At 51.9% G+C, this 13867-nt stretch carries 8 protein-coding genes and 4 pseudogenes; 8 read left to right on the plus strand and 4 right to left on the minus strand.

Annotated elements, in window-relative coordinates:
- Positions 1 to 6: 6 nt before the first annotated feature.
- Both ABV298_RS04770 and ABV298_RS04775 read right to left on the minus strand, forming a co-directional pair.
- Positions 7 to 1290 (minus strand): TolC family protein, encoded by a 1284-nt coding sequence (locus tag ABV298_RS04770; protein WP_353721041.1) that lies wholly within the window; start codon positions 1288 to 1290, stop codon positions 7 to 9.
- Between the two features lie 76 nt (positions 1291 to 1366).
- Complete coding sequence (locus ABV298_RS04775; protein ID WP_353721042.1) at positions 1367 to 1972, minus strand: TetR/AcrR family transcriptional regulator; 606 nt, start codon at positions 1970 to 1972, stop codon at positions 1367 to 1369.
- 469 nt (positions 1973 to 2441) lie between these two features.
- On the opposite strand from ABV298_RS04775, the gene lepA reads away from it, so the two are divergent.
- From lepA to hslV, 3 genes and pseudogenes are all read left to right on the plus strand, one after another.
- Positions 2442 to 4229 carry a translation elongation factor 4 gene (gene lepA / locus ABV298_RS04780; protein ID WP_353721043.1) on the plus strand — a complete coding sequence of 596 codons (1788 nt, stop codon included), beginning with the start codon at positions 2442 to 2444 and terminating at the stop codon, positions 4227 to 4229.
- A 114-nt stretch (positions 4230 to 4343) separates the two neighbouring features.
- Positions 4344 to 6039, plus strand: a pseudogene (locus ABV298_RS04785) (pyruvate dehydrogenase complex dihydrolipoamide acetyltransferase).
- Between the two features lie 98 nt (positions 6040 to 6137).
- A pseudogene (gene hslV, locus ABV298_RS04790) lies at positions 6138 to 6681 on the plus strand (ATP-dependent protease subunit HslV).
- Positions 6682 to 6930: 249 nt separating this feature from the next.
- Here the strand turns inward: hslV and ABV298_RS04795 are convergent.
- Together ABV298_RS04795 and dacB are read right to left on the minus strand one after the other, a co-directional pair.
- Positions 6931 to 7227, minus strand: coding sequence for a D-alanyl-D-alanine carboxypeptidase (locus ABV298_RS04795; protein ID WP_353723139.1), 297 nt, complete (start codon positions 7225 to 7227; stop codon positions 6931 to 6933).
- Positions 7148 to 8353 carry a D-alanyl-D-alanine carboxypeptidase/D-alanyl-D-alanine-endopeptidase gene (gene dacB / locus ABV298_RS04800; RefSeq protein ID WP_353721044.1) on the minus strand — a complete coding sequence of 402 codons (1206 nt, stop codon included), beginning with the start codon at positions 8351 to 8353 and terminating at the stop codon, positions 7148 to 7150. Before dacB ends, ABV298_RS04795 begins: the two co-directional genes overlap by 80 nt.
- A gap of 202 nt (positions 8354 to 8555) precedes the next feature.
- On the opposite strand from dacB, the pseudogene ABV298_RS04805 reads away from it, so the two are divergent.
- From ABV298_RS04805 to ABV298_RS04825, 5 genes and pseudogenes are all read left to right on the plus strand, one after another.
- Positions 8556 to 9973 (plus strand): annotated as a pseudogene (locus ABV298_RS04805) (MBL fold metallo-hydrolase).
- Positions 9974 to 10008: 35 nt separating this feature from the next.
- Positions 10009 to 10966: pseudogene (locus ABV298_RS04810) on the plus strand (acetyl-CoA carboxylase carboxyltransferase subunit alpha).
- Positions 10967 to 10974: 8 nt separating this feature from the next.
- Positions 10975 to 11610 carry an HAD family phosphatase gene (locus tag ABV298_RS04815; RefSeq protein WP_353721045.1) on the plus strand — a complete coding sequence of 212 codons (636 nt, stop codon included), beginning with the start codon at positions 10975 to 10977 and terminating at the stop codon, positions 11608 to 11610.
- Positions 11600 to 12799: a site-2 protease family protein gene (locus tag ABV298_RS04820; RefSeq protein WP_353721046.1), complete on the plus strand. Its 1200-nt coding sequence runs from the start codon at positions 11600 to 11602 to the stop codon at positions 12797 to 12799. The genes ABV298_RS04815 and ABV298_RS04820 overlap by 11 nt, the downstream gene beginning before the upstream one ends.
- Positions 12800 to 12861: 62 nt before the next feature.
- Positions 12862 to 13863, plus strand: a complete 1002-nt coding sequence (locus ABV298_RS04825; RefSeq protein ID WP_353721047.1) for a phosphotriesterase — start codon at positions 12862 to 12864, stop codon at positions 13861 to 13863.
- Positions 13864 to 13867 lie beyond the last annotated feature (4 nt).

Raw genomic sequence — 13867 nt, forward strand, 5'->3', positions numbered from 1 at the left:
AAATGCTTATTCGATGCTTGTTCCCATTGTGTTATCCAGGGCGTATTCCGACATCAGCAACTGAATGCCGTGCAATATCCTGTTCTGCCGCGCCTGATCCTCGGCATTCACCTCGCGCAGAAAATCGCTGGTGTTAATCACCCCGTTTTCCAACTGGGCGGCGGCAGTGGTTTTAATGCTTTCCCGCAAGGCAATGATCTCGTCGTCGGTGGTGAGCAGCTGGCGGAAACGGTCGAGCTCCGCATTTTGCTGCTTCACCGCCAGATTAGTGTCGAAAAGAAATGTTTCCTTTTGAAGCTGAATGGCATCGCGGCTTATCCTGACTAATTCCCGGTCTTTTTTGACAGTATAAAAACCTGAAAGCGACCAGTTTAGTCGGACACCGGTAATGTAATAAGGGTCAAAGCCATTGTTGAGAATATTCAATGCCGGCCTTCCGTAGCCTCCCTGAAAGAAAAAATTGAGTTTGGGACGATTGCGAACGTCGATTAACTGCGCCTGGATGTCGAGACTCCGGTTCCGGGCGTCGTAAAGTTTTAGCTCCGGACGATTGATGTCACCGCTTGCCGTCAGCTCCGCCGGTTTTTCCAGCACCGCCGAGTCCCCCAGCGTTCGTCCGGTGAGCAGGCCCAGCATTTCCGTATAAGCTTTCCGGCTGGCACGCAGGTCGATTGTCCGCTGGTCTGCTTTCAGCAATTCCGCTTTTAATGTGTTCGCATTGCTTTTGAACGCCGTCCCGTTGTCGATCAGCGCCCGTACTTTTTGGATACCCAGGTTAATATCCTTTTTCAGCAACTCGTTCTGTTTCAATTGCTCGTCAAGCATTAATATCCCGAAAAACAGCTGGTTGACCCGCTCGTTCAGCTTGTAAAGTTCCACTTCCAGCTTCTGCGTTTCCACATACGCGCTGGCCTCGTGCGAACGGACCTGCGTGCGGATATTCCCTCCGTCATAGATCGTCTGGCTCACTTCGCCTAGTATTTTGTATTGGTCCTTGCTGATGTTCGGAAATTCCACGCCCGGGATCGCCACAGGCAGCTTGAACTCCGTCACCGCCGACTGGTAAGTCGCCTGGCCCTGTACCGTCAGTTGCGGCAAATACCCCCTGGCTGCATTGCCGACCGAGTAATCTCGTGCTTTTTCGATCAATCCGCGTTGCCGGATCATCGGATAATTCTTCCGGGCAAGCTGGTAAGCCTCCCGGATCGTCAGCGGCTTATCCTGCGCCCTCGCCTCCCGCGCGGCAAGCGCCAGGCAGCTAATTATCAATATTTTAATTCCATTAATCATTTTATTTATTCGTTTTATTTAATCATTTGATTAACAACAATGCAAAAAAATAGCGCTTCCCGCTGATCGCCCGCTGTCAGCCGTGTTCCAGCATGAGTTTCATCCAGGCCGGAATGAGCTTTTTGCGCTGCTCCATGAGTTGCCTGTAAAAGTCCTCGTTTCCGAGAATAGGCTGCAACACCGGCTTTGCGACAAACGGGAAGAGGTTCATACCCAACAGGTTCATTAAAAAATGGAATGGGTTGATATCGCTTCGGCGGTCCGCCAGTTGCTTCACAAAGACCGATTCCTTTAAAAGCTTCGGCGCCTGAAGGCGGCTCGAAAGCTGCTCAGGGTTGTTGCGGATCTCGCTCAGCACGAAAATCGGGAGATCGGGGTGTTCAATGAGCATATCGATGTAATTCCCGGTGATCTTTTCCAGCTTTTCTTCCAAAGTCGTCGACGCGTCATTGAGGATCGGCGCCAGCACACCGAACAGCTTGTCGATTCGCTCGGCCATTACGATCTGGAAGAGCTTTTCCTTACTCCGGAAATAGTAGTTTAACAGCGCGAGGTTAATGCCTGCCTCTTCCGCAATATCCCTCGTACGGGCATTTCCATATCCTTTTTTGGTAAACACGATGCTCGCCGCCTCCTTGATTTTCTCCTCCGTGCTCAAATCCAACGCTTCCTTTTTCGCCATCTTCCAGTTTTCAGTTTTGATGCATCAAAAGTAAATGCAGTTTTTGATTTAACCAAAATTTTTAATCAAATGATTAAAAAAATTCATTGATGTTCCTGCGAAATGCGAGCGACATAACGGTATGATATCGGAGGGCTACAATTATTGCGGTGCGCTGCACCTGCGTGATGTTTTTGAACGCTACGTTATAATTATTGCGGTGCGCTACATGGATATAGCGTATTGGGCTACCCTTCTGCCGATTAGGCCCAGGCCGGGGCTCTGTTTGTAGCAAATACGGTATTCCATTCAAATGGCGGCTCCTTAGATGCTTCCCTATATACCACACGGTACCCTTCGTTCTTACCCCCGATCCCCAATACTTTTCGTTTTCCAGCCGAAAACATCTTGAAATATTAATTACCCTCGTAATTTTGCGTTTGCTTTGGCCTGAACGTACATTCAAAGCACTTGAATAGGAACTGTTTTCATGAAGAAAATCCGTAATTTTTGCATTATTGCCCATATTGACCACGGCAAAAGTACCCTGGCGGACCGTCTGCTGGAATTTACCAAAACGGTATCGCAACGCGATATGCAGGCGCAGTTGCTCGACAATATGGACCTGGAACGCGAACGTGGCATCACCATCAAGAGCCACGCAATCCAGATGAACTATGTATACCAAGGAGAAGAATATATACTGAACCTGATCGATACTCCGGGGCACGTCGACTTTTCGTACGAAGTTTCCCGCTCGATCGCCGCCTGTGAAGGTGCATTGCTGCTCGTGGATGCTTCACAGGGTACCGAAGCCCAGACAATCTCGAATCTCTATCTGGCGATCAACCACGACCTGGTGATTATCCCGGTTTTAAACAAAATCGATCTTCCCGGCGCAATGCCGGAGGAAATCAAGGATGAGATGGTGGACCTGCTCGGTTGCGACCGCAGCGACATTATCCCGGCCAGCGGCAAGGAAGGCATCGGTATCGAAGACATTCTGAATGCGATCGTGGAACGCATTCCGGCGCCATCGGGCGATCCGGATGGCCCGTTACAAGCATTGATCTTCGACTCGGTTTTCAACTCCTACCGTGGTATCGAGGTAATTTTCCGGGTCAAAAACGGCAGCATCCGGAAGGGCGACAAGGTGAAGTTCATGGCTACCGGCAAGGAGTATGTTGCCGAGGAAATCGGAACGCTCGGTTTGCAACAAATTCCAAAACAAGTGGTGGAATGCGGCGACGTAGGTTACCTGATTTCGGGTATTAAAGTCGCGAAAGAGGTGAAAGTGGGTGATACGGTGACACATGTGAGCCGTCCTGCTCCGGATGCCATCGTCGGTTTCTCGGAGGTTAAACCAATGGTTTTTGCCGGTATTTACCCGGTGGATACCAGCGAATTCGAGGAGCTCCGCGAAGCGATGGAAAAATTGCAGCTGAACGACGCGGCGCTGGTTTGGGAACCGGAGACCTCCGCGGCGCTCGGTTTCGGTTTCCGGTGCGGGTTCCTCGGCATGCTGCATATGGAAATCGTGCAGGAACGTCTGGAACGCGAGTTCGACATGACCGTGATCACGACGGTACCTTCGGTGCAGTTCCGGGTCTTGACTACAAAAGATAAGCTATTGAATATCAGTGCGCCCTCGGAAATGCCCGAACCGAATCATATTAAATACATCGAAGAACCCTATATCAATGCGCAGATCATCACGAAGTCGGATTACATCGGTCCGATCCTGAACCTGTGTATGGACAAGCGCGGCATCCTCAAAAACCAGATTTACCTCACCGCCGAGCGCGTGGAATTGCAATTCCTGATTCCGCTGGCGGAAGTAGTATTCGACTTTTTTGATAAACTCAAAACAATATCAAGAGGTTACGCCTCGCTCGACTACGAACTGGCCGGTTACCAGGAGTCGGACATGGTGAAGCTCGACGTAATGCTGAATGGCGAAGCAGTGGACGCATTGTCGGCTATCGTACACCGTTCGAAGTCGTACGAATGGGGCAAAAAGCTTTGCGAGAAGCTGCGTGAGCTGATCCCGCGGCAAATGTTCGAGATAGCCATCCAGGCGGCCATCGGACAGAAGATCATTGCGCGTGAGACCGTAAAAGCGATGCGGAAGGACGTTCTGGCCAAATGTTATGGCGGCGACATCTCCCGTAAACGCAAACTCCTTGAAAAACAGAAGAAAGGAAAGAAACGGATGCGCCAGGTCGGCAGCGTAGAGATCCCGCAGGAGGCATTTATGGCCGTTTTGAAGATCAACTAATTATCCAGGCGGTTTAGAATTATCCGTAAAAGCAGGTGCGAAATTGCCCTTTTATTGTAATTTTGACCGGAAGCTAAATTTCGACCAAGAACAAAAAATACCTTAACAAGCGATATGGCAGAAGTAATTCGTATGCCCAAAATGAGCGACACCATGGAAGAAGGTGTTATCGCGGAATGGCACAAAAAAAGTAGGCGATAAAATTAAATCCGGTGAAGTGATTGCTGAGGTGGAAACCGACAAGGCGACCATGGACCTGGAATCTTACTGGGACGGTACCCTGCTTTACATCGGTGTGAAAAAAGGCGACGCAGTACCTATCGACGGTATCATGGCGATCGTTGGTAACGAAGGGGAAGATTACCAGTCGCTGCTCGAAGGTGCCGGCAATGGTGCTGCTGCTCCTGCCGAAGGTCCCAAAGAAGAAGCGAAAGCTGCTCCTGCCGTTGAAACCATTACAGCACAAAGTGCACCTGCGCCGGCCGGGGCAGCCCCTGCTGCAAAACCTGCTGCTGCGGCCGCTTCTGGGGGGAAAATCAATGCTGCCGTGGTTCGCATGCCGAAAATGAGCGATACCATGGAAGAAGGTACGCTGGTTTCATGGCAGAAAAAAGTGGGCGATAAAGTAAAATCAGGCGATATCCTGGCCGAAGTCGAAACCGACAAGGCTACGATGGAGCTCGAAGCATATGAAGACGGCACCCTGCTTTATGTAGGTATCAAGGAAGGCGATGCGGTTCCTGTGGACGCGATCATCGCGGTAATCGGCGAGGAAGGCGCGAATGTGGAAGCTTTGCTCGCCCGCGAGAACGGCGAAGCACCTGCGCAGGACGCACCCGCACAGGCGACACCGGCTCCGGCTGTGAATGGTTCCGAAAAAGCTGTTTCGGTAGCCGACTCCGGCGACCGTGTAAAAGCATCGCCACTGGCCAAACGCCTGGCCGACGAAAAGGGCATTAACCTGAACGAAGTAGCGGGAAGCGGCGACAACGGACGTATCATCAAACGCGATATCGACGAATTCAAGCCAGTTGCCAAAACTGCCCCTACGGCACAGCCTGCGCCTGCTGCCAAAGCGGAAGCTCCTTCGCAGGCGGCAGCTCCTTCGCAAGCAGCGCCGGCCGCCGGCGACTTTACCGATATCCCGGTATCACAAATGCGCAAAACTATTGCGCGCCGCCTGAGCGAAAGCTTGTTCACTGCCCCTCACTTCTACGTGACCATGGAAATCAACATGGACAAGGCTATGGCGCTCCGCCCGCAGCTGAACGAGGTGGCTACCGCGAAAATTTCCTTCAACGATATGGTGATCAAAGCCTGTGCCGTGGCGTTGAAACAACATCCTGCCGTAAATTCCGCCTGGCTGGGTGACAAAATCAGAAAATACAATTATGTCAATATCGGTGTGGCCGTTGCGGTGGACGAAGGTCTGCTCGTCCCGGTAATCCGCGAAGCTGACAAGAAAACGCTTTCCGCCATTTCAGGCGAAGTAAAAGACCTGGCCGGCAAAGCGAAAGATAAGAAGCTGCAACCGAAAGACTGGGAAGGCAACACTTTCTCGGTGTCGAACCTCGGTATGTTTGGTGTAGACGAATTTACGGCGATCATCAACCCGCCGGATTCCTGTATCCTGGCAATCGGCGCGATCAAGAAAGTTGCTGCATTCAAGGAAGATGGAACGGTTTACCCGACCAACATCATGAAAGTAACGCTCTCGGCCGACCACCGTGTGGTAGATGGCGCAACGGCAGCCCAGTTCCTACTGACAGTAAAAAAATTGCTGGAAGAGCCTATGAGCATGCTGGTATAACCCAAAGTCGAATACATGAAAAAGTGTCAGGCCCGCAAAGTCTGGCACTTTTGTTTTCGGAGGCTTTATCCAAAGCGACTGACATTAAAAAATTGAATATGGAGAAAATACACGCTACCACCGTCCTCGGTGTGGTTCACAACGGCACTGTCGCACTCGGGGCGGACGGCCAGGCTACGATGGGCAATACTGTTGCCAAAAGCAATGTCAAGAAAATCCGCACGCTGCAGGGCGGCAAAATCCTCGTCGGATTTGCAGGCTCAACAGCCGACGCATTTACCCTACTCGATCGTTTCGAAGAAAAACTGAATGGCTACGGCGGTAATATGAAACGCGCCGCCATCGAACTTGCGAAGGATTGGCGTACGGACCGCTACCTGCGCAAGCTGGAAGCGATGATGATCACTGCCAACAAAGATGAAATTCTGGTTATTTCGGGGACCGGCGATGTTCTGGAACCGGAGAATGGCATTGCGGCCATCGGTTCGGGGGGGCAATTTCGCATTATCCGCAGCCCAGGCATTTAAGAAACATGCCACGCATTTAAGTGCCGAGGAAATGGTGCGGGAAGGGCTTACAATCGCGGCCGATCTTTGCATTTACACCAATCATAATCTCGTGATCGAGAAAGTCGTTCAGTAATTCTTGTCATTGTTGTTACATGCCTACGGCATTGCCCTTCAAGCTGGATACACTCTCTTTGCTACCAATATTGCGTCGCTAACGCAACTCTTCATTTTGCAAGACAAGTGCCGCCAGGCACGTAATATTGGTAGAAGAACGGTACATTTCCCTCAATCTGAATCCCGTCAGGGATGTAACAACAATTAGTAGCTTTACAACTCGGCCAACAGGGTCATCAATTTTACCAACGAATCCGAAATTACCCGATTACTCCCCGGCACATACTTGTGCGTGATGATCGCGAAACTCAGCAGCGCCCCCCGATCTTGCATTCACATAACCTGCAAAAGCACGGGTGCCTTCAATCGATCCGCTCTTCGCATGCATGTTACCCGCGGCGCGAGAGCCCTTTCCGAGATTCCGAACGGTGCCGTTCTGCCCCAAAACAGCAATGCTTTGATAAAAATCCTTGAAACTGGTATCCTTATTGGCCAGGTTCAGTATGTCGGTCAGGTTGCCGGCAGTAACCGAGCCGGAAGGCGAAAGGCCACTCCCGTCCTTGATATAAAACCCTCTTAAATCCGCCCCCCCTGCCCGACCAGTAGCCGGTAATGGCAGTCGCCGCGTCGTCAAACCCCGATTTACCGGAAAGTCGTTTGCCAGCCTGTTTGAAAAAAGCATCCGCGAACAGATTAATACTCCAGTAATTGGCTTGCTGGCAGAGCTCCCGCAACGGCGGCGATTTATATTCATCGATAATCTTCTTCGGGTTTGATGCAAGTACGGGTTCGCTGCCGGAAAGCTGCTCTCCCTCCGCAATCACCACTCCGCTCTCCGACAATGCATTTTTCAACGCATAAGCCGCATACCACGCCGGATCCGGAATAGAGCCTTTGACGGTAAAAACCGCGTTTCCGGCTGGTATGGTGCCAGTAAGCAGCACGTTGTTGCCCAGTGGACTGCTGTAAATGATCGTCTGGTCGCCTGAGCCGCGTTCGCCGGTAGTGACCTGGTTTGTGAACGACAAATAGGGAATCGCAGGCTCGGTCCCCAGGAGGGTCGTCGGATCGCCGACTTCCACACCGGGCTTGAATTTGACGCGGTAAAGATTTTCGTTGAAATTAAGTCCCTGCACACCGGCGCCGTAGTAGTTACCCATATCGCCCCAAATCCACGTGCTCGCGACAGCTTCTTTGTCGAAAAACGAAGCGTCGGTGAGGACTTTGCCTTTGATGTATCTGATGCCTGTTTTTTTCACGGCTGCAACCCACCGGCTGATCATTTCGGGTGCCGTTGGATAACCTTTGAACCGGTCGCTACCGAGCGCCGGATCGCCTGTCCCGTGGATATAGAGGTTACCCGCGAGCGTATCGCCGCGGAGAGCGCCGTCGTATTCGAGGAAAGTCTGGAACTTATAATCTCCGCCGAAGAGCGTCAGGACGGTTGCCGTGGAAACGAGCTTCAATGTGGACGCGGACGGCAGCGACCGCTCCTGATTGAGTGCAAAGACGTTCGTACCGTCCTTTACCGCCTTCACACTCACGGCCAGCGAGCCGCTCCGCATGAATTCGCTGTTTTGCAATTCAAGCACCGCGTCGCTGAAACGAACGAGGCCGACGCTATCCACTGCCTGTGCGCGGACAATGCGGGTTGCAAGGAGGATCAAAAACAAAAGAAGGGGCGCTCTCATCATATTAAATATTCACAGGACACAAAATTTGTGCCTCTTTGCCTAATCTAGTAACTAATGTCCGTTTCTCAGGCTGTTTTTTGGTACTTTTGTAAGATATTAGACAAACGATTAGTAGTTTACAAAGAAAAGATACAATAGTGATATTGATTTTTCCGCCAGACGAAAAATACCAATATAGCTTTCACCCCATACTATTTATATGAAATTGACATTTTGGGGAGCAACGCAGCAGGTTACAGGTAGCATGTTCCTCCTCGAATCGGACGACTACCGGATTCTGATCGACTGCGGCTCCGATTTTGATCTGGATGAGATCGGTAAGAAAACAAGATACGAACAGCAAAAAAGCGTTTTTCCGTTTGAACCCAGCCTGATTAACACCGTACTGCTCACACACGCGCACATCGACCACTCGGGTAACATCCCCAACCTCTACAAAGAAGGTTTCGAAGGGCGGGTGGTTTGCACCGAGCCCACCATGGCCCTCACTTCGCTTTTGCTGAAAGATGCGGCCAATCTGCACCAGAAACGGCTCAATTCCCGCATTAACTCCAAAAAAAAGGAAAGAAGAAACGCGAGGTTCCCATGGATTACTATGTCGAAAAACATGTGATCGAGGCGCTGGATAACTTCGTGCCGGTGGCATTCGGACAGCGCTACCGCATTGCCGACAATGTAACGGTGACCTACTATGCCGCCGGCCATTTGCTGGGCGCGGCGCATATCGTCCTGGAAGTTTATGAGAATGGCGAGAAAAAACGGCTGTGCTTCTCGGGCGACATCGGCCGCAGAAATTATCCGCTGCTGATCGATCCGCAGGAGATTCCGCAAGTGGATTACCTGATCTGCGAGTCGACCTACGGAAACCGCTTGCACGAAGACCAGCGCGGACCGGTGGAAACACTGGCGGACGTGATCAAAAGGACATGCATCGATATTCCGGGCCGACTGATTATTCCGTCGTTCAGCGTCGGCCGGACTCAGGCATTGCTTTACACGCTCAACAAGCTGTATCTCGACCGCTCGTTCCCCTACATTAAAGTATTCTCCGACAGCCCGTTGGCACACAGCAGCACCAAAGTATACCAGAAACACGTGCGGATGCTGAACAAAGAGGCGCGTGATTTCAAGGAAGACAACGATATGCTCTTCGACTTCGAAAACCTGATTTACCTCGAAAGCTCCGACGCGAGCCGGGCGGTTTCAAATTACAATGAACCGTGCATAATCATCTCGTCGTCCGGAATGGTGCAGGGAGGGCGTGTGGAGGCCCATGTGGAGGCCAATATCGGTAATCCTTATGCGACGATCCTGATGATCGGCTATGCTTCGGAAGGAACACTCGGCTGGCGGCTTTTGAATGGCCAGGATACGATCTCGATTCGCGGAAAGCAGCACCAGGTCTTGGCTAATGTTGAAAAAATTGACGTATTTAGCGGCCACGGAGACCAAAACGACTTAATTCACTTTGTAAAAATGCAGGATCCGGAAAAACTGAAACGCATTTTCCTCGTCCACGGAGAGCAGCAAAGCATGGCTGAGTTCCAAAGTAAAATTCAAGAAATCGGCTATCATTCGGTGGAAACGCCGTTGAGGGGCGCCACTTACGAACTCTGACAGCCCCACGCCTACTAATCACCAGAACCTGAATTATGAGAACATACCTGGATTTTGAAAAGCCTATGGCCGAGCTTGAACGAAAGCTCGAAGAAATGAAAGCACTGGCGAAGGAAAATAATGTGGATTTTTCGGACGCTATTGCGTTGCTGGAAGGCAATATCACCAATCTTCGGAAAGAAATATTCCAAAACCTCACGCGCTGGCAGCGTGTGCAGCTTTCACGCCACCCCGACCGCCCCTACACGCTCGACTACATCGAACTGATCTGCGACGAATTCATCGAACTGCACGGCGACCGCCAGGTGCGCGACGATCCGGCTATTATCGGTGGGCTGGCGAATGTCGGCGGGCAGTCGTTCATGCTGATCGGGCAACAAAAAGGCCGTAATACCAAGCAGCGCCAGCACCGGAACTTCGGTATGCCGAACCCCGAAGGTTACCGCAAGGCATTGCGCCTGATGAAACTGGCCGAAAAGTTCAACAAGCCGATCGTGACGCTCATCGACACGCCGGGGGCATTTCCGGGAATGGAGGCCGAAGAACGCGGACAAGGCGAGGCAATCGCGCGCAACCTGAAAGAAATGTTCATGCTGAAAGTGCCCGTGATCTGCATCGTGATCGGTGAAGGCGCTTCCGGCGGTGCATTGGGTATCGCCATCGGAGACCGCGTACTGATGCTCGAAAACACGTGGTACTCGGTAATCTCCCCCCGAAAACTGCTCGGCCATCCTTTGGAGAAGCTGGGATTTCAAGGAGCAGGCGGCCGAAGCGATGAAGATCACAGCCAAAGATATGACCAACTATAAGCTCGTAGACGGCATTATCCCCGAACCGCTCGGTGGCGCACACCTCGACCATAAATGGATGGCCGAACAGCTGAAAAGGGTAATCCTCGAAAATATTGCCGAACTATCCCCGATGAAAGAACAGGACCGGATCGACCAGCGTATCGAGAAATTCTGCTCCATGGGCGTGGTAGTTGAAGCATAACGATATCCATGAAAAACGACCAGATCAAGAACATCATTTTCGACCTCGGCGACGTCATTCTCAATATCGACGTACCCATCGCCTCCAAATCATTTGCAGAACTGAGCGGGCGGGAACAGAGCGAGATACTTACGATTTTCAAGGAGAGCGAGATTTTCCGCCAGTTTGAAACCGGTTTGATGGACGAACCAACATTCCGGAATTACGTGCGCGAAATCCTGAATTTTCCTGATCTGTCGGACGACGCGATCGACACCGCGTGGAACAGCCTGCTGCTCGACCTCCCGCCCGAGCGCGTGGAGCTGCTCAAAAAGCTTGCTACGCAATACCGGCTGTTCCTGCTCAGCAATACCAGTTCGATCCACATTACCCAGGTTAACAAAATCCTGAAAGCGTCGACGGGTGTTGAAAAGCTCGAAGATTTATTCGAAACCGTTTTCCTCTCCTACGAAATGGGCCTGATGAAGCCCGATGCGCGCATTTACCGGGAAGTGCTCGACAAGGCCGGCCTGAAAGCGGAAGAGACGCTTTTCCTCGACGACAACGCAGACAACATCCGCGGCGCGGCGCAGCTCGGCATCAAAACCATTCATGTCCAAAAGCCTGTCACTATTCTGGAATATCTTAAAGACTATGCGGTCTAACACACGAACCCACATTATCCAGGCAGCGCTTTTTGTTATTACCATCATCACCACGACGATGGCAGGTGCCGAATGGATGTTCGGGAACATATTCGGTTTTGTATACGACATATTCTTTTTCCTGATCGGCAAACAGGAAGGCAAGGAAGTGCCGATACCCACCGAGCCGATGGGTTGGGCGGAGTTTGTACAGGGCTTCCACTTTTCGGTTCCGTTCCTGCTGATCCTGACCATTCACGAATTCGGGCACTATTTTGTAGCCAGGGCGCATAAAGTGAAAGTCACCTTGCCTTTTTACATTCCGCTTTGGTTCGGCATTTCGCAGAGCATCGGAACGCTCGGCGCTTTTATCAGGATCAAGGAGGTCGTGAGGTCGCGTGTCAAATTCTTCGATATAGGCGTCGCAGGGCCGCTAACCGGCTTTATAACGGCGCTGGTGGTGCTCTGGTACGGTTTCACCCACCTGCCCCCACCCGATTATATCTTTAAAATACATCCCGAATACGAACGTTTCGGGCTCAACTATCCGCAGTTTGCCTACGAAAATCCGTCGGGTAATCTGATGCTCGGGGATAACATCCTCTTCTGGTTTTTCAAAAACTACGTAGCGGACCCAGCACGCCTGCCGCATGCGTACGAGATTATCCATTACCCCTATCTTTTCGCGGGTTACCTGGCGTTGTTCTTCACCTCGCTGAACCTCATTCCCATCGGCCAGCTCGATGGCGGCCATATCCTTTACGGCATGATCGGCAAAAAGCGTTTCGACATCGTGGCGCCAATCCTGTTCGGCATTTTCGCATTTTACGCCGGCCTGGGCGTGTTCCGCACCGAATCGTTCGCGACCGGCAGCGACGCGGTATTTTACGAGCGGCTGTTATATCTGGCCATTTACATTTATTTTCTCTACATCTGTTTCAAACGCGCATTCGACAATCCGTCGACCGCACTGATGGTCAGTCTGCTGATCGTCATAGGACAGTTCGCGGTTTGCTATGTCCGCCCGGATTGGGACGGTTCGATAAACTTGTTGCCGTTCGTGCTGATCCTCGGCCGCTTTCTGGGCATCCGCCACCCCGAAACGGAAGACAACACCCCGCTCGACACGCGCCGGATGGTACTCGGCGTAATTGCGTTCGTCATTTTTGTGATTTCATTCAGTCCCACGCCGTTTATTGTCATCGAGTAGCAGGAGATCGGCCGGCCGGAAATCTTTTACGGATATTCCTGAAAGGATTTATGGCGCCCAAGATGACCCGCAGACAATTTCTGGCAACAATGGGCATTGCTCCGGTTATGCGGGGTATTGACCTTGCCGGCCCTCCTTATACCTACTCCGTAAAGGGTCAAATCGCCGTGTCCGCGCTCGGCACCGCATTAATCCACGAGCACGTACTGGTCGACTTCATCGGTGCGGACAGCATTTCCCCCAACCGTTGGAACCACGGCGAGGTCATCGGGAAAGTCCTGCCCTATTTGCTGGAAATCAAATCCCGGGGCATTCAAACGCTGGTAGAATGCACGCCGGCGTTCATAGGCCGGGACGTGGTGTTGCTGAAAAAGCTTTCGGAACGGTCGGGCCTGCATATTCTTACCAATACCGGCTACTATGGTGCCTCCGACAATAAGTATTTACCCAAATGGGCGTTTACGGAAACCGCGGAGCAACTTGCAAGCCGCTGGACCGTCGAGTTTGAGGAAGGCATCGAGGGAACGGGCATTCGTCCTGGATTTATCAAAACCGGGGTCAACAGCGGGAGGCTTTCGGAACTGCATCAAAAGCTCGTCAAAGCGGCGGCTTTGACGCACTTAAAAACCGGCCTCACCATTTGCTCCCACACCGGCCCTGCATTGCCCGCGCGTGAGGAAATCGGGATACTCGTGCGATCGGGCGTGCATCCGTCCGCGTTCGTGTGGGTGCATGCAGGCGGAAGCGCGGAAGAGTTGGAAAATGTAGGCCGTAGCGGGTGTTGGATCAGTCTGGATGGTGTAAATACCGACAATATCGGCAAGCATGTGGAATGGATTACTTTCCTGAAAAGTAAAGGCCGGCTGGGGCAGGTGCTCATTTCACACGACGCGGGCTGGTACCGGCCCGGAGAACCTGATGGGGGCGAGTTCAGGGGCTTTACGACGATATCCGACAAGCTGGTTCCCGCATTGAAAGAGCAAGGCTTCACGGAAGCCGATATCCGTATTTTAATGGTCGCCAACCCAGCAAAGGCTTTTGCGATCCGCGTTCGCAGGGATTGATCCG

It is taken from the genome of Dyadobacter sp. 676 (genome assembly GCF_040448675.1).
In the GTDB taxonomy this organism is placed as follows: Bacteria; Bacteroidota; Bacteroidia; order Cytophagales; family Spirosomataceae; genus Dyadobacter.

What these genes read in the sequence shown, in the direction of transcription:
- ABV298_RS04815 (WP_353721045.1), top strand. Translation starts at nt 10,975, where the DNA reads ATGAAAAACGACCAGATCAAGAACATCATTTTCGACCTCGGCGACGTC.
- ABV298_RS04770 (WP_353721041.1), bottom strand. Translation starts at nt 1,290, where the DNA reads ATGATTAATGGAATTAAAATATTGATAATTAGCTGCCTGGCGCTTGCC.
- ABV298_RS04775 (WP_353721042.1), bottom strand. Translation starts at nt 1,972, where the DNA reads ATGGCGAAAAAGGAAGCGTTGGATTTGAGCACGGAGGAGAAAATCAAG.
- ABV298_RS04820 (WP_353721046.1), top strand. Translation starts at nt 11,600, where the DNA reads ATGCGGTCTAACACACGAACCCACATTATCCAGGCAGCGCTTTTTGTT.
- lepA (WP_353721043.1), top strand. Translation starts at nt 2,442, where the DNA reads ATGAAGAAAATCCGTAATTTTTGCATTATTGCCCATATTGACCACGGC.
- dacB (WP_353721044.1), bottom strand. Translation starts at nt 8,353, where the DNA reads ATGAGAGCGCCCCTTCTTTTGTTTTTGATCCTCCTTGCAACCCGCATT.
- ABV298_RS04825 (WP_353721047.1), top strand. Translation starts at nt 12,862, where the DNA reads ATGACCCGCAGACAATTTCTGGCAACAATGGGCATTGCTCCGGTTATG.